The 16,448-nt window shown below is 51.3% G+C and carries 14 protein-coding genes; 5 read left to right on the plus strand and 9 right to left on the minus strand.

The window, feature by feature from the left end; translation table 11 throughout:
• Window positions 1–181 precede the first annotated feature (181 nt).
• From N8M53_RS07145 to hinT, 8 genes are all read right to left on the minus strand, one after another.
• Window positions 182–1,183 (minus strand): cytochrome-c peroxidase, encoded by a 1,002-nt coding sequence (locus N8M53_RS07145; protein WP_077486109.1) that lies wholly within the window; start codon window positions 1,181–1,183, stop codon window positions 182–184.
• Window positions 1,184–1,349: 166 nt separating this feature from the next.
• Entirely contained in the window at window positions 1,350–2,639 is a 1,290-nt protein-coding gene (locus N8M53_RS07150; protein ID WP_077772861.1) for an NAD(P)/FAD-dependent oxidoreductase, read from the minus strand.
• Window positions 2,640–2,901: 262 nt separating this feature from the next.
• Window positions 2,902–3,444 (minus strand): alpha/beta hydrolase YcfP, encoded by a 543-nt coding sequence (gene ycfP / locus N8M53_RS07155; protein WP_269578280.1) that lies wholly within the window; start codon window positions 3,442–3,444, stop codon window positions 2,902–2,904.
• Between the two features lie 172 nt (window positions 3,445–3,616).
• On the minus strand, window positions 3,617–4,462 hold the full coding sequence (locus N8M53_RS07160; RefSeq protein WP_269578281.1) for a DUF6279 family lipoprotein: 846 nt from the start codon (window positions 4,460–4,462) through the stop codon (window positions 3,617–3,619).
• A gap of 18 nt (window positions 4,463–4,480) precedes the next feature.
• Window positions 4,481–5,344, minus strand: a complete 864-nt coding sequence (locus N8M53_RS07165) for a phosphotransferase (RefSeq protein ID WP_269579997.1) — start codon at window positions 5,342–5,344, stop codon at window positions 4,481–4,483.
• On the minus strand, window positions 5,337–5,957 hold the full coding sequence (locus N8M53_RS07170) for a hypothetical protein (protein ID WP_269578282.1): 621 nt from the start codon (window positions 5,955–5,957) through the stop codon (window positions 5,337–5,339). The genes N8M53_RS07165 and N8M53_RS07170 overlap by 8 nt, the downstream gene beginning before the upstream one ends.
• A gap of 50 nt (window positions 5,958–6,007) precedes the next feature.
• Complete coding sequence (locus tag N8M53_RS07175) at window positions 6,008–6,385, minus strand: YcfL family protein (RefSeq protein WP_269578283.1); 378 nt, start codon at window positions 6,383–6,385, stop codon at window positions 6,008–6,010.
• A 28-nt stretch (window positions 6,386–6,413) separates the two neighbouring features.
• Window positions 6,414–6,764 (minus strand): purine nucleoside phosphoramidase, encoded by a 351-nt coding sequence (gene hinT / locus N8M53_RS07180; protein ID WP_046073123.1) that lies wholly within the window; start codon window positions 6,762–6,764, stop codon window positions 6,414–6,416.
• Window positions 6,765–6,967: 203 nt separating this feature from the next.
• Between hinT and N8M53_RS07185 the strand changes: the two genes are divergently transcribed.
• Both N8M53_RS07185 and N8M53_RS07190 read left to right on the plus strand, forming a co-directional pair.
• Window positions 6,968–8,323 (plus strand): dihydroorotase, encoded by a 1,356-nt coding sequence (locus N8M53_RS07185; RefSeq protein ID WP_269578284.1) that lies wholly within the window; start codon window positions 6,968–6,970, stop codon window positions 8,321–8,323.
• Window positions 8,324–8,977: 654 nt separating this feature from the next.
• Window positions 8,978–10,609, plus strand: a complete 1,632-nt coding sequence (locus tag N8M53_RS07190; RefSeq protein ID WP_269579998.1) for an ABC transporter ATP-binding protein — start codon at window positions 8,978–8,980, stop codon at window positions 10,607–10,609.
• 160 nt (window positions 10,610–10,769) lie between these two features.
• Here N8M53_RS07190 and N8M53_RS07195 read toward each other — a convergent pair whose 3' ends face one another.
• A complete protein-coding gene (locus N8M53_RS07195; RefSeq protein WP_269579999.1) occupies window positions 10,770–12,287 on the minus strand; it encodes a fumarate hydratase in 1,518 nt (505 codons plus the stop codon).
• Window positions 12,288–12,525: 238 nt separating this feature from the next.
• Here N8M53_RS07195 and pabB point away from each other — a divergent pair, with 238 nt between their 5' ends.
• The 3 genes from pabB to N8M53_RS07210 all read left to right on the plus strand — a co-directional run bounded on the left by pabB (window position 12,526) and on the right by N8M53_RS07210 (window position 16,231).
• On the plus strand, window positions 12,526–13,938 hold the full coding sequence (pabB, locus tag N8M53_RS07200; RefSeq protein WP_420066574.1) for an aminodeoxychorismate synthase component 1: 1,413 nt from the start codon (window positions 12,526–12,528) through the stop codon (window positions 13,936–13,938).
• A gap of 2 nt (window positions 13,939–13,940) precedes the next feature.
• Entirely contained in the window at window positions 13,941–14,690 is a 750-nt protein-coding gene (locus tag N8M53_RS07205; RefSeq protein WP_269578285.1) for an NUDIX hydrolase, read from the plus strand.
• A gap of 272 nt (window positions 14,691–14,962) precedes the next feature.
• The gene (locus tag N8M53_RS07210) at window positions 14,963–16,231 is read left to right on the plus strand and encodes a serine/threonine transporter (protein WP_269578286.1); all 1,269 of its coding nucleotides are present in this window, start codon (window positions 14,963–14,965) and stop codon (window positions 16,229–16,231) included.
• Window positions 16,232–16,448: the final 217 nt, after the last annotated feature.

The raw sequence follows: 16,448 nt of genomic DNA on the forward strand, positions 1-16,448 counted from the left end.
GGGTCATGAATATCAATATCGTGTTGTGAGAAAAACTCGGCGTCAGGAGGGTTGCTCTAGAAGTGATATCAATAATCTTGATTGCGGGGCTATTGTGACGACTTTCACGCCACGCGGCAACCACTATCATGCAAAATGCCAGCTCATTCCAGTGCTAACCGGCACGAGCTGGCAACATGGCTTAATCGTCAAATGGCTGAGGCACTGGGGTATCAGCGTTGGAAGGTGGAAGTGTCGGTAAGTCAAAGCTCGGCTGATCGCCAGTCAATGTGAGCAAGAATGCCACGATCTTCGCATTTTCATCATCGGTAAACTTACGACCTAGTTGCAGACGCCCCATAATGTCGACCGCCTCTGTTAACGTTTGCGCTTCACCGTCATGGAAATACGGATAGGTTAATTCCACATTACGTAGCGTCGGCACCTTAAACATAAAGCGATCCGCGTCTTTACCCGTGACCGCAATACGCCCTTCGACGGGATTATCAGTTTGATAAGGCTCAAGCAAGCCCATTTTCTGGAACGAGGTACCGCCTAACGCACTGCCGTTATGGCATGCCACGCATCCTGACTCGACAAACAGACGATAACCCGCCAACTCATAATCACTGATCGCAGAATCATCCCCCATTAGCCACTGATCGAAAGGAGAGTTGGGCGTGACCAAGGTACGCTCGAACTCGGCAATAGCATCCGTCACGTGATCAATCGTGATCTCCGTGACACCAAACACTTGATTGAATTCACGCACATATTGCGGAATCGACTGCAGAACATCGATGGCGAGCACATGGTTCGACGCCATCTCTCCTGGGTTCGCGATCGGTCCGCCGGCCTGCTCTTGCAAATCAGACGCGCGACCGTCCCAAAATTGAGCAATCGACAGGCTAGAGTTCAAAACGGTAGGCGAATTAATCGGGCCTTGTTGCCAATTATGACCAATCGACGTTTTTAGGTTATCACTGCCGCCCATGCTGAGGTTATGGCAGGAATTACACGAAATGAAGCCAGACTTAGATAGCCGTGGATCAAAAAACAGTTTCTTACCAAGCTCGGCTTTTCCGATATGGATCTCTTCTGGCGGGGTAATCGGTGAAACGGGTTCGTTGCGGGGTAATGCTGATGCAACCTGACTCGCTATAAGTCCGGTAGCGACAATAACCGTCGTAATGATTGAACGCATTGCTCCTCCTGATGATATTTTTTATTTAGTGACCTCTAATGTAAAATAGTCACCCATCAAGACTTGTGCGAGTGTAATGTCTACCTTTATTGACTACGATCAAAAAGACCGAGGCATGCCCCGGTCTTATCATTTTATTTCGCGGTGCCTGATTCAGGCACCCCTTTTAGTGCAACTTCAGACTTGGACGCAATACGCGGTTAATCCGTCCAACCAGCATCATCAAGCCAGTTTTGACATAACCGTGCAAGGCAATTTGGTGCATCCGGTACAGCGAGATATAAACCATGCGAGCAATGCGGCCTTCGATCATCATCGAGCCTTTGGTCAGGTTGCCCATCAAGCTACCCACGGTAGAAAAGCGGCTGAGTGAGACTAACGAACCGTGATCTTTAAAGACATACGGTTTGAGTTCACGTCCATTCAACTTCGCCACAATGTTACTAAAACAGCGACTCGCCATCTGGTGGGCAGATTGCGCGCGTGGTGGCACTTTGCTGCCATCTTCTTGTGTACACGCCGCGCAGTCACCAATCACAAAGATGTTTTCGTCACGGGTGGTCTGCAAGGTGTTTTCTACTTCTAGCTGATTGATACGGTTGGTTTCTAAACCGGCAATATCTTTCAAAAAGTCAGGGGCTTTAATGCCTGCTGCCCACACCATAATATCGGCATGGATGCGCTCGCCTTCTTTGGTTTCCAGCCCTTCCTCATCGGCCTTGGTGACAAAGGTATTGGTTTTTACCTTCACACCTAGTTTCAATAGCTCCTGGTGTGCGGCACTAGAAATACGTGGCGGCAGCGCGGGCAAGATCCGCTCACCGGCTTCAACCAAGGTCACGTTTAGTTTCGAGTTATCGAGGTCACGGAAACCATAGTTACGCAACTCTTTAATCGCATTGTGTAGCTCGGCAGACAGCTCTACCCCTGTCGCGCCCGCCCCCACAATGGCGATATCCACGCTCCCCTGGCCGTGCTTGGCATGCAAGCGCATAAACTCGTTGTTCATCTCACGACGGAAACGATGCGCCTGTTTGGGGTTGTCGAGGAAAATACAATTGTCCCGTACCCCTGGGGTGTTGAAATCGTTCGAGGTTGAGCCAATCGCCATCACTAAGATGTCGTATTCCAGCTCACGCTCAGGCATCAACAGTTCGTTGTTTTCATCATACATGGGTGCGAGGGTGATCACTTTCTGGTCACGATCAATGTCCCACAGCGTGCCCATTTGGAAATCAAAGCCATGGTTTTTCGCGTGGGCACGATAGCTCAGTGCATCGACGCCCTCGTCCATTGAACCGGTCGCCACTTCGTGTAATAACGGTTTCCAAAGGTGGCTGCTATTTTTATCCACCAAGGTGATCTCGGCTCGACGTTTTCGGCCTAACGTTCGGCCTAGCTTGGTCGCAAGCTCAAGCCCGCCTGCACCGCCACCGACAACGATAATTTTGGTCACTTCTACATCCTTACCTAACTAAAAAATACACGCTAGCCGCCCATCGGCGACTGGCTAAAACTGGCACTCATTGGTGTTTTGTCAGTAACTAACAACACCTGTTGCGTATTCTGCGTTCTTTTTTATTGGGTTGTTCGTCAACGCAAGACTCTATTTTGCCGTAAAACGACAATTACTTCGAGCCTTGTCTACGCTTAATTAATGGATTACATGTAGGAAAATTACACCAAATGCTCGCAAAATAGCATTGCGAGCACCGGGGTTAAGCAGATTGTTTAAACTGGGCGATGGCTTGGAGGTGGGCGGAGAGGTTTTTGAACTTATGGCTTTGTTTTTCATCCCAACGTACGGGATAAAACGGAGACAACAGGTGATAACTGCGTTGACTGTCTAGCACCTCATCTTCACGCGATAAGATGACTAATGCACGCCGCTGATTACGCTGGCGAAAGTCAGCCACGCATTTAGTGGCGATATCTTCATACTCTTCTGGACGGTCGATTTTGCCCTGCATATTCTCGTAAGGATGCAGATTGGGGTTAATCATCACCTGCTTAATACCGCACAAAAAGCCAATGCGCTCAGACCAATAAGCACCCAAGCCGACACCGCAGATCAAAGGGTCTGGATCGCTACTCGCGTCAATTTGAGTCTGAACCTGTTTCAGCAGATGTTGCATATCGTGCTTAGGGTGCATGGTGCTGTAGTTGATAGTGCGGACATCGTCATCGACAAATTGAAGCTGCAGCACTTTTTCATGGTTGCCTGGGCTAGTGGCATCGAAACCGTGAAGGTATATGATCATGTAAAGCCATCCTTGGTTGTCGCGGAGCTGTGACCCTTATCAATAGCATAGCCCTCCAGACAGAAAAATGAGCAAGATCACCCTAGGGTATTTGACCCGCGATGATTTCGGTACCTCGTCTCGATAATAAGATAACGCCACCGGCTCCAGTCACCATTGCTCTAAGTCACAATCAACGGCTCATTTCACTCAAGCGTGTTTGCCACTCATTCAGGCTTTCCACTAAGCGGTTACGTTGCTCGTCATCCAAGCTGCGATCTAGGCGCAACAACCAATCCAGTCGCCGCGAACGGTATATGGCCATTTCGGTCTCTGTGTCTGGCCCAGCTCGCCACGCCACCACATCGTCCACCCATTGAGACAACGCCGCTTCGGTATCCATTGATTGTCTATTATTGATAATATCAAATAGGCGACTGACTAACCGCTCTCGTACTTGACGGAACGTCGGCATTGCTGCTTGTTGGTATTGCGCCATTTCGGCGAAGAGCGGCTGCTGATCGCGGTCGGTATCACCCACCCACTCTTCGGTATCTTCTTCTAAGTCATCCCGCTGATAGGCAAACTGCTCATCCTCCGAACGCTTGGCGCGGCGCTGGGTAGCTTGCTCAATTTCCTCTTCCAGCCACTGCGTCAGTGCTTGCGCTTGCTTATCGTCAAAACTGTCAAGTAAACGTGCGGTGGCGGGCACAAAAGCCTGTAACGTCGCGCGAATTCTCTCTTTCACCGCGTCTTGATGCGCGCGCAATTGCGACATGGTTTGTCGCTCGGTACTTTGTGTAGCGATAAGCCCTAGCCGCTCAGCAATCGCCGGTAATTCGTGAGTGCGGTGCCATTGTTGAATCGTGTCGAGATCGGCTTTGACTTGCCGAGATTGCTCAGGGCGTAAATTGACAATATCGTCAATGTAGTAATGAATCCAAAACGGCAAGGTGTTGTAGGCCAGCTCTGTGGTACAGCCCACCAACAAGAGTAAACAGCCAACTAACCACCCTGTTCGACAACCTTGTTTGACCATCCCTTCCTCCGTGTTCAATTAGCCTCGCCTTTGCGCCGCCAGCTGTTCAAAAAGCTGATTAGCCGCCTCTTTATAGGCCGGTAGCCGATACAACTTCGCACCTACCTCATACCAGCATAGCGCCAGATAGTCGGCAAACGGCAACCACGCCAACACGCGCTTGCGCACGGCCTCTATCGTCTTTATCTGCTGCTTGGCACAGTAAGCTTCAATCACCTTATCGGGTTGAAGACCATTGGCACGACAAAACAGCGCAATATCAAGGTGCGCATCGGCCGTGCGTGCATACTCCCAATCGAGCACTACCGCATCGCGGCTGGGCGTCATTACAACGTTGTAAGCGCCCAGATCCATATGACACACCACCGGGATGTCGCCCCGCTCGGCAGGTCGCTGCGCGATTACCCAGGCTTTAATATCCTCTAGATGACGCATGTTCGCGGCTGAAAGCTGCCGCTCATAATGTTGGCATTGTGCCTCAACGGATGCATTTTCAACTTCAACCGGTAATTGGTGTATACGAACCAACAGGTCAATTAAGATCGCTGTGTAATCATCGTTGCACTGATCAAGTGGCTGACCTGGCACCCAGGGCACCAGTAAGCCTTCTGCCAACAGCGCAATCGGCTGGGGTGCCAACCCGTAATTGGCAGCCAAGGATTGTGCAGTTGCTTCGCGGGAACGATCGATGTCAAACGCCCTGACCGCTTGACTATTAGGACGCCATACACTCTTTCCACCGTGAGAATCGGTGATGCGCCAACAACGATTGGTCAAACCGGCGGCCAGTGGCTCAGTGTGGGTAATTTCTGTCGGTTTGGCGTAAAAGCGGCTCAGGGCCGTGTTAATTGGCGCGTCGAGCGCCGATGACCCATCACTCACTGACAAACGTCTCAACCCCTTGCCACGCAATCACTCCTGAGTGTAAGTCCATCAGTTGCAAGCGCAGATGATACGGGCTGCCAGCCGTTATTTTGCCACTCAGCTGATACTCAGCACCCAGCATTCGCCCATATTGAACAATGGTAGACGGGTCGACCAATGCTTGGTTTTGCGCAAGCCCAAGTGACTGACGCACCGCTTGTACTCTCGTGTCAGGCACTGGCGTAATGCGACCAGCACTGACTAACCCTGCTTTAAGCTGCTCGGAGTACGTCTGTGTCGGAAAGTAATGATTACTCAGATTTTGAATAGGCTGCACGAGGGTGACGGGGGACGATTGCAGAGGCTGGCTATCAAGTAGCCCACTTACCGCCGCATGCATTGCCTGATCCAAGCTCCGGTGTGGCCGACCAGAGGGAGTTGTTGTCTGTGAGTTCTGCGCCCCCGGTTGATAAACCGGTTGTGTACGTGGCGCACAGCCAACCACGCTCAGTACGAAAAACGTCATGACCAGTAAGGTGAGCGGTGAACGCTGTCGCAGTGAAGACTGTCGCAGTGAAGACTGTCGCCCCGACAATGGCATGGGTAGAGAAACAAAGCGGACAAGTGCCATTATGTTATTTCCTCAACAATAGTATGAGCCTCCCGGATTAAGGAGGCGCGCTAATGGACGATCACCATGCGGTACTGGGTCGCACTCGCGGTAGGCACCGGAGTATTGATACGTTTAGAGGCCTTCGCAGGCAACGAAATGCGCTGCCACTCAGACGGCGAAGCCTCTATTTGTAGTCCTTGTTTGTCGTACCAGTAGAAACGGTACCGCATCCACTGAGAATGTTGGCTACGATTAATCAGTGTTAAACAGGTTTGTTGCACCGCCTTCGCATCGGCACACGCCCGCCGCTTAACCTCGAGGGCCTGCGCCAGTGCATCATCCGAAAAAACCACAGATTGTCCCGGTGTGACAGAAAGAGATGGCTTGCCGGTGGCACATCCAGCCAACAGACTCAGGGTTGCCAGTAAACACAGCCATTGACTCATACGCTCACCCTCTTAACGCTTATCGCAACTAACCAACCACCATCGGCCCCAACGCACGGCCACCGACTAGATGCATATGAATATGGTAAACCTCTTGCCCACCATGTTGATTACAATTCATGATCAAGCGGTAACCGTCTTCGGCGATCCCTTCGTCAGCCGCTAACTTTTTCGCCACGGTAATCATACGTCCCAGTGCAAGCTCGTCATCGGTATCCACATCGTTGGTGGTCGGAATCAACTTATTGGGCACCACCAAGATATGCACAGGGGCACGCGGGTTGATATCGCGAAAGGCGGTCACGAGTTCATCCTGATACAAAACATCCGCGGGGATTTCTTTACGAATGATTTTGCTAAAAATTGTTTCTTCCGCCATGGTCCACTCCCTTTTATTGTTGTTTACCGCGCCAAGTATGCGGCAGCCCTACTTGAAGGGCAATACGCTGACTGTGCTAATGTACAACAATTACGTCAACATCCGGTTAAAACTTGGTTAATCTCCTTAAACAATCAGGGGCTGAATCAAGTAATCGATTGCGTTACCATAGCGACAATGCCTTGACATGTAAGGATCACAGCATGACCACCCTATTATTTAAGAATGTCTCCGTTGTCAACGAAGGACAAGTTGTTGAAACGGACGTCCTCATTGAGCATGGCCGAATCAGCCAAATCGCCCAAGATATCAGTGCTCCCGCCGCGGCCGATTGCCGCGTGATTGATGCCACCGGCAAGCACCTCCTCCCAGGAATGATTGACGACCAAGTGCACTTTCGTGAGCCCGGCTTCCCGAAGAAAGGCACCATCGCCACCGAATCCAAAGCCGCTGTGGCGGGAGGCATTACCACCTACATGGAAATGCCTAACGTTAACCCACCTACCACGACGCTAGAGGCGCTGGAAGAAAAATACCAACGCGCGGCACAATCCAGCCATGCCAACTACGCGTTTTATCTCGGAGCTACCAACGACAATATTGACGAAATCCGTCGTTTAGACCCAAATAGTGCCTGTGGGGTAAAAGTGTTTATGGGCGCCTCCACCGGCAATATGCTGGTCAATGACCCAGAGACACTGAACGCCATTTTCGCTGATTGTCCCACGCTGATCGCGACCCATTGTGAAGACACCCCCATGATCAGCGAGCTTGAGAGCATTTACCGTGAAAAGTATGGCGACGACGTACCGATTGACGCTCATGCCCATATTCGCTCAAAAGAGGCATGCTTAAAATCTTCACAACTGGCGGTCAATTTGGCTAAAAAACACGGTACACGCTTACACGTGCTGCACTTGACCACCGAAGATGAGCTGTATCAGTTTGAGCCAGCCAAAACGCTCGAAGCCCTGCAGCAAAAACAGATCACCGCGGAAGCCTGTGTGCATCACCTGTTTTTCAATCGCGATGATTACGCGACCAAAGGCACTTTGATCAAATGTAATCCAGCGATCAAAGAAGCCCACCATCAGCAAGCGCTGATTCAAGCGGTCAAAGACGGGGTGATTGATGTGATTGCCACCGATCATGCGCCTCACACGTTTGAAGAAAAACAAAACAGCTATTTCAACGCACCTGCAGGCCTGCCACTTGTGCAACACGCGTTACAAGTCGCCTTAGAGTTCTATCATCGTGGTATCTTCGATTTGCCTTTGGTGGTGCAAAAAGTCGCACACGCCCCTGCGGTGCGTTATCAGGTAAAAGATCGTGGCTTTATCCGTGAAGGGTATTGGGCCGATTTGGTCTTGGTGGATCTCAACCAAACCCAAACAGTTGGCAAAGACAACCTCTTCTACCAATGCCAATGGTCACCGTTTGACGGCCACACGTTTGGCTCTAGCATTGATATGACCATCGTCAATGGCCAAATCGCCTTTGAGCACGGTCAACACAGCGAAGAACGCTATTCAACGCGCCTTGAGTTCGACCGTCAGTAAGTCATTGAACATGCGCGTCTAGCATGCATGCGCGCGACCGTGTGTCGCGCGCATCTTGTCTCCCCTTCCCTTTGCAAGCCATATACGTTAATCGCACTGCTCGGTTTACTCAGCGTCTTCAACGCGAATCAGCCATAGTCACCCCCACGAAAAGACAGATATTTCACTGTATAAAGAGTCAACAAGGGTGTTTTTGTCTGACAGGTCAAACTCTGGCATCACAAACCTTGCGTGCAATAACGATTTGCTTTTATATCCGGATCGTATATTGTGTGGGTGATATATGGATATTCACGCTGCTTGGTTTCAACACTGGATGATGTTGAAAAGCTGTGTTCGCAAGGAGAGGTAACCTTAAGCGTCTTTCGGTTATCGCGACACTCGTATCCTACCTCTTCCACTGGCGCAAGCTGTTCATCATGCCTGTTTTGGCTATTGATGAAACGCTCCAGCTGGCTGATATCCGCATCAGGGCGTGCATTGTGGCTCCGGCCAACAATGACCAACCCAACACGAATGACGGGCGTTTGCGTATAAGTCGCAGACGACCATCCAAATCATCGAGTATGTACCGTGTCAACGATACTGAACCAATTCAGCGTCGAAGGCTGTCGGTGACCTCGTGACGTCGAATAATCAACCAGTGAGGTGATGATGTCTTCATCTGCTTCTAAGCCACTTCTCAGTGTCGAAAACCTGAGTGTGTCATTTACGACCAACGACGGCATGGTCGATGCCGTTAAAAATGTTAGCTTTGACATCATGCCCGGTGAAACCGTGGCAATCGTTGGTGAGTCAGGGTCGGGCAAATCGGTTTCTAGTAGCGCCGTGATGGGGCTGCTCCCCAATAACGCACTGGTTAAGCCAGCCTCTAAAGTGACCTTTAATGACACCAATGTGTTGACGCTATCCACCAAGCAAATTCAGAAGATGCGCGGCGATCGTGTTGCCATGATCTTCCAAGAGCCGATGACCTCGCTTAACCCGTACATGCGTGTTGGCGAGCAGTTGACCGAAGCGATTCAGTGTCACCATCGCACCACGGGTGAGAAGGCAAAACAGCGCATCATCGACTTGCTGAACCTGGTTCACTTGCCTAACCCAACCAGCGCGTTAGAAAAGTATCCGCACGAGTTTTCTGGCGGTCAGCTACAACGCATCATGATTGCTATGGCACTGGTTAACGAACCAGATTTGTTGATTGCCGACGAACCAACCACCGCGCTTGATGTGACCGTGCAAGCGGAAGTGCTGAATCTGATTGGCGAGCTCCAGCAAAAAATGGGCATGGCCATCATGTTTATTTCGCATGATCTCGGCGTGGTGAAACACCTTGCCGATCGTGTAGTGGTCATGTGTAAAGGCGAAGTGGTCGAAACCAACGACACCAAAGCCCTGTTCGAGAACCCACAAAAAGATTACACCAAGATGCTGATCGACGCGGTGCCACGTGGCCGTAAAGAAGCCCCGCAGGACGATGCAGAAAACTTGCTCACCGTGGATAACGTCACCATCAAGTACTTCTTAGGTGCCGACTTCTTTGGTGGCAACAAACGCTACTTCGAAGCGGTCAGTGATATCAGTTTATCACTGCGTCGCGGCGAAACCTTGGGTATCGTCGGTGAGTCCGGCTCGGGCAAATCAACCCTAGGCCGTGCGATCATGCGCCTGTTACCCGTGGCTGAAGGTCGCGTTTGTTTTAAAGGCCAAGATATCCACGGGATCAAAAACAGCGAGAACAAAGCACTCTGCCGCGACATGCAAATGGTTTTCCAAGACCCGTTTGGCTCCTTGTCACCACGTATGACGGTGGGTGAAATTGTTGCCGAAGGCTTGCGTACGCATTTCCCCGAGTTGAGTAAAAAAGAACGTTTAGAGCGAGTGAAAGATGCGCTGTATGAGGTGCGTCTAGACACCTCGGCGATCAACCGTTACCCGCACGAGTTTTCCGGCGGTCAGCGTCAACGTATTGCCATTGCGCGTGCGTTGATTTTGAACCCTGCGTTTATTTTGTTGGATGAGCCAACCTCGGCACTGGACCGCTCCGTACAGCTGACCGTCATCGACTTGCTGAAAGATATTCAGAAGCGTCATAACATCGGTTATCTTTTTATCAGCCACGATTTGAGTGTGGTTCGCGCCCTCTCCGATCGGGTGATGGTGATGCAAAAAGGGAAAGTGATGGAAGCCGGTACGCCAGAAGAGATCTTCCACCACCCGCAAAACGAGTACACGCGTAACCTGATTGCTGCCTCGTTCGACCTTGCGGAAGAGGAAGTGGCCTAGCCCACGCTGTAACGTCTTTACGCGTTACTCCATCTAATAGACAAAAAATGCGCCAATTTGGCGCATTTTTTTATGGTTTCTATCCACTTAAACGCTGCTCGACGTAACGCCTTGTTGTTCACGCAAGCTGGCGTTAAGCCGAACAGGCCAAATTAACGGATTAGTCATCCATTTCGGCTATCTTTACCTTCCAGGTGTCAGGGCCAATCTGATGCGCATTTTGTCCTTGTGCGTCGACGGCCACCGTGACTGGCATGTCTTCGACGTCAAACTCGTAGATGGCTTCCATCCCCAAGTCTTCAAACGCCACTACGCGTGCCTGCTTGATCGCTTTCGAGACCAAATAGGCCGCGCCGCCAACCGCCATTAAGTACACGGCTTTGTGGTTTTTAATTGACTCGACTGCCGCAGGGCCACGCTCGGCTTTACCTATCATGCCCATCAAGCCGGTTTCGGCGAGCATCATGTCAGTGAACTTATCCATGCGGGTCGATGTCGTGGGGCCTGCTGGGCCAACCACTTCATCACCCACCGCATCAACGGGGCCAACGTAATAGATAAAGCGACCATTAAAATCAACGCCCTCAGGAAGGCCTTCGCCATTGCGTAGCATTTCTTGCAGACGCTTGTGTGCAGCATCGCGTCCGGTCAGGATTTTGCCTGATAACAGCACGGTTTCACCGGTTTGCCAGCTTTGCACGTCTTCTTTGGTCACCGTATCCAGGTTGACACGACGTACATTCTCGCCGACTTCCCAAGTAACTTGCGGCCACTCTTCCAATTTGGGTGGTGCCAACTCGGCAGGCCCGGTACCATCAAGTGTAAAGTGAACATGACGTGTGGCCGCGCAGTTCGGAATTAAGCACACAGGTTTAGACGCAGCATGGGTCGGAGCCGTTTTCACTTTTACATCCACCACCGTGGTTAAACCGCCCAGCCCTTGGGCACCGATGCCCAGCTTATTGACACGATTGAAAATATCGAGGCGCAGCGCTTCCTCGGCATTGCTTGGACCACGATCGATAAGCTCTTGAATGTCAATGTGCTCCATCAGTGACTCTTTGGCCAACACCGCGGCTTTTTCTGCCGTGCCGCCAATGCCGATACCCAGCATACCCGGTGGACACCAACCCGCGCCCATTGCAGGCAAGGTTTTCTCTACCCACTCGGCGACATCGTCCGATGGGTTAAGCATCACCATTTTGGTTTTGTTTTCAGAGCCACCGCCCTTCGCGGCAATTTGAATGTCCACGGTGTCGCCTGGCACCATATCAATGTGCACCACCGCTGGGCTGTTATCACGGGTGTTTTGACGTTTGCCTGCCGGATCAGCCACGACAGAGGCACGCAATGGGTTGTCAGGGTTGGTGTACGCACGTCGCACCCCTTCATCCACCATTTGCTGCACCGTCATATCGTGTCGGTCCCACTGCACCGCCATCCCTACTTTGACAAAACAGGTCACAATGCCCGTGTCCTGGCAAATTGGGCGTTTGCCCTCGGCCGACATTCGCGAGTTAATCAAAATTTGCGCGATGGCATCTTTTGCCGCTTGGCTCTGCTCCTTGTTGTAGGCTTTTTCAAGGGCTTGAACAAAATCAAGAGGGTGGTAGTAAGAGATATATTGCAGGGCATCTGCAACGCTTTCGATCACGTCTTGCTGTTTAATAGTGGTCATCATTGCCTCTGGTGTCATTTGCAGGACCCAAAGCGGGTATCCAGTGTTGGGGAGGCCTTCCCCTCGTTATTATCGTTTGGCTAGGCAGTTGTACTGCTCTGTGATGATAGAAGCGGATGGTTGACAGTCAACTCGCCTCGTCTTTTATTGTTGCTCGTGCCGGAAAAGGCCTAGCTATGATACGCTTAGCGCTATCTGGGCGCCACACGGCGTCTTAACCGTGATCACAAAAAGAAGAATGCAACCACAAAACGCCATGAAGCTCACCACCACACCCATCGACTACGCGCCGGATCTTGCATTAACTTTGTTTGATAAGATTGCCCACCAGCCTTGGGCGATGCTGCTTCACTCAGCGACGCGAACACACCCGGATAGTCGCTTCGATATTCTGGTTGCCGACCCTGTGGCAACTGTGACGGCGCGTAACAACCAAGTAACCACGCGTTATCCCGATGGACACAGCACCACTGACTCTCGCGATCCTTTTCACTGGGTCGCACAATTACAAGCACAGCTGTTACCGGCGGTTTCTGAAATCGCTCCCTGGCCATTTGCCGGCGGTGCTCTCGGGTATTTTGGCTATGATTTAGGGCGCTGTGTTGAGACATTGCCGACGCTCGCCAAAGACGAGCTCTCGGTGCCGGATATGGCGGTCGGCCTCTATGATTGGGCGGTAATGATTGATCATCATCAGCATCAAGCGGTGGTGATTGCACCAGACAGCGACCAGCGCTGGCAATGGCTCAGCCGTCAAAAAGCACCCGCCTCCAAAGTGCCCTTCGCCCTGACAGAGCGCTGGCACGCCAACATGACCGAGACGCAATACCAACAAAAATTTGCTCAAGTACAGGCCTATTTACATGCCGGTGATTGCTACCAAATCAACTTAGCTCAACGCTTTTCCGCCTCCTATCAAGGTGACGAGTGGCAAGCGTATCGCAAATTAGCAACCCGTAATGGTGCGCCCTTCTCTGGCTTTATTCGCTTAGCGGACAGTGCCATCTTATCGGTCTCGCCCGAGCGCTTTCTCTCTCTGCACAACCAACAGATTGAAACCAAGCCCATTAAGGGCACGCGTCCTCGCTATACCGACCCTCAGCAAGACGCAGAGAGCGCTGAAGCACTGAAATCGGCGGAAAAAGATCGCGCTGAAAACTTGATGATCGTCGACTTGCTCAGGAACGATATTGGCCGAGTTGCCTCGCCAGGTTCGGTTTCTGTGCCTAAACTCTTTGATATAGAGAGCTTTCCTGCCGTCCATCATATGGTGAGCACGGTCACAGGCAGACTCCCTGAAGAAAAAACAGGCCTCGATCTGCTCCGCGCGGCTTTTCCCGGTGGCTCAATTACTGGAGCCCCCAAAGTACGTGCAATGGAGATTATTGAAGAGCTGGAGCCACACCGCCGCCATATTTATTGCGGCAGTTTTGCCTACCTCAGCCGCTGTGGCCGGATGGATTCGAGTATTACCATTCGCACTCTGGTCGGCCACCAAGGTCAACTGCACGTATGGGCCGGTGGCGGTTTGGTCGCTGATAGCAAGGCAGATGCCGAGTATCAAGAAACGCTCGACAAAGTCAGCCACATCCTCCCCGTGCTGGCAGACGATGATAACTTGGCTGCCCCTTTAACTGATTTAACGGAGTAACGATGACGCTAATCGCCGAGGAACATGCTTATTTCACGCCTATCCGCTGTACGTTACGCGCTAAAGCAGCTTCTTGGCCTGCGCCCTCGACTCATCCTCAACCCATATGTCACGAGCCAGGCCACCCATTGTCGCCTGCCGATGTGACCCGAGCGTTTTCGTTAACGCCGCTGGCGCGCCACGATAGCCGCATTTTGAATCGCGTTCGCCTCTCACCCAGAATTTTAGGTGGGGCCGATTTTCAACCCGCGGCGGTGCTAATCGGCTTGGTACCGCGCGAAAACGGGATCCAACTAGTATTGACCCAACGCGCGAGTCACCTAAAACATCATCCTGGTCAAGTCAGTTTTCCAGGCGGCAAGCGGGAGCCTTCTGACAGAGATAACACCGCCACCGCGACGCGAGAAATGTGGGAAGAAACCGGGATTCGTGTTGCCCCTGACGCCATTATTGGCCACTTATGCCCGCTCCCTACCGTCACCGGCTACTACATTCATCCGGTACTCGCGTGGGTGGCACCGGATTATCAACCTTATCTTGATGACAATGAAGTCGCCGCCTGCTTTGAAGTGCCGTTAGATACTCTTTGTCGTCCGGGTCATATTCGCGAGCAGTCTTTCTTACTTTATGGCCAGTGGCATCCTGTGTGTGCGTTTTATCACCAAGACAGACTGATTTGGGGCGCCACCGCGCAACTACTCCGTGCACTGATCAGCCAGATCACGTTGTTTTTACCCTCAAATAACCATTAACCAACCACCCACACCCATTAATTAACTGACCAATAACCATACTTATGGAATGGCTTTAGACGCATGTTGATGCATATTTATCCAAAAAATATCCATACAATCATGCCTACTTGTCCGACCAATACAGCTTCCGTTATTGATAGTCATCACATTTTGGTGCAATAGTCTGCGCACTGCTTTTCATATAGCGATCTAGCTCTTGGTTTTCTGTGTGGAAATCGCCAGAATCGCCTTCCCTGATTCCTGTTCCCTACAATGTGAGTAGTATTGTTATGCAAACAACCTCGACGACTGGTACCCGCGCAACCACGCGCCCGCGCTGGACCAAACAAGATACAACCTGGGCGCTTTCCCTTTTTGGCACCGCGGTTGGCGCGGGTATTCTTTTCCTTCCTATCAACGCAGGCATGAGCGGCTTCTGGCCACTTGTGGTCATGACTCTGCTTGTTGGCCCAATGACCTTCTTTGCCCACCGCGGCCTCTCTCGTTTTGTTTTATCTTCTAAAAATGCGGGTAGCGACATTACTGAAGTGGTTGAAGAGCACTTTGGTGTTGGCGCGGGCAAACTGATCACCTTGCTGTATTTCTTCGCTATTTATCCGATTGTGTTGATCTACGGTGTGGGTATCACCAACACCGTCGACTCCTTCTTGGTCAACCAGCTTGGCATGGCATCGCCGCCACGTGCGATTCTCTCATTAGCACTGATTCTCGGCATGATGGCAGTAATGCTACTGGGCGAAAAAATGATGCTGCGCGTGACCCAGTTCTTGGTTTACCCACTGGTTGGGATCTTGGTCTTTATGTCCATCTACCTGATCCCAGAGTGGAACACCGCTGCGTTATCGCAAGTGCCGTCTGCGGGTGACTTTGCCGTTACCCTTTGGATCTCGATTCCGGTACTGGTTTTCGCCTTTAACCACAGCCCTGCGATCTCGTCTTTTTCATTGGCCCAGCGCCGTGATCACGGTGACGACGCGGAATACAAGTCTGGCCAGATCCTGATGCGCTCAGCTGCCATGTTGGTCGGTTTCGTGATGTTGTTCGTATTCTCTTGCGTGCTGTCACTGACGCCAGCAGATCTAGAAGCGGCGAAAGCGGAAAACATCGCAATTCTTTCTTACTTGGCCAACAAACATGAAAGCCCGTTCATTTCCTTCTTAGGTCCACTGGTCGCCTTTGTTGCGATTGTGTCCTCGTTCTTTGGTCACTACTTAGGCGCACGTGAAGGCCTGAACGGAATTGCCACCAAAACCCTGCGCAGCATGGGTAAACCGGTTGATCGCAAAAAAATCGACGTGTTCACCGTGGTATTCATGATCCTGACCATTTGGTTAGTCGCCACCCTAAATCCAAGCATTTTGGGGATGATTGAATCACTTGGCGGCCCAATCATTGCCACCATCCTGTTTATTATGCCAATGTATGCCGTGAAAAACGTGCCAGCAATGCAGAAATATTCAGGTACAATCAGCAACGCCTTTGTTCTGATTATGGGACTGGTAGCAATTTCTGCGATTACGTACAGCATGATCTCTTAATCACTAACGATTCTGAATCAGCCGTCTTGCTTAATCGAACACAGCGCGCGCAGCAGGCGCTATAGGACTGCTGCATTGGGCGCTATGCCCAACCGCATCCATCGATGTTTGCGGCTAACAAGGAGCAGTGAAGGCTGCTCCTTTTCATTTTGGCGAGCGAGCGCTTGCCATCACAGTCAATACCATGGACGGATGGCGTAAACACTAAATCCATTGC

Source organism: Salinivibrio kushneri (assembly GCF_027286325.1).
GTDB lineage: Bacteria > Pseudomonadota > Gammaproteobacteria > Enterobacterales > Vibrionaceae > Salinivibrio > Salinivibrio kushneri_A.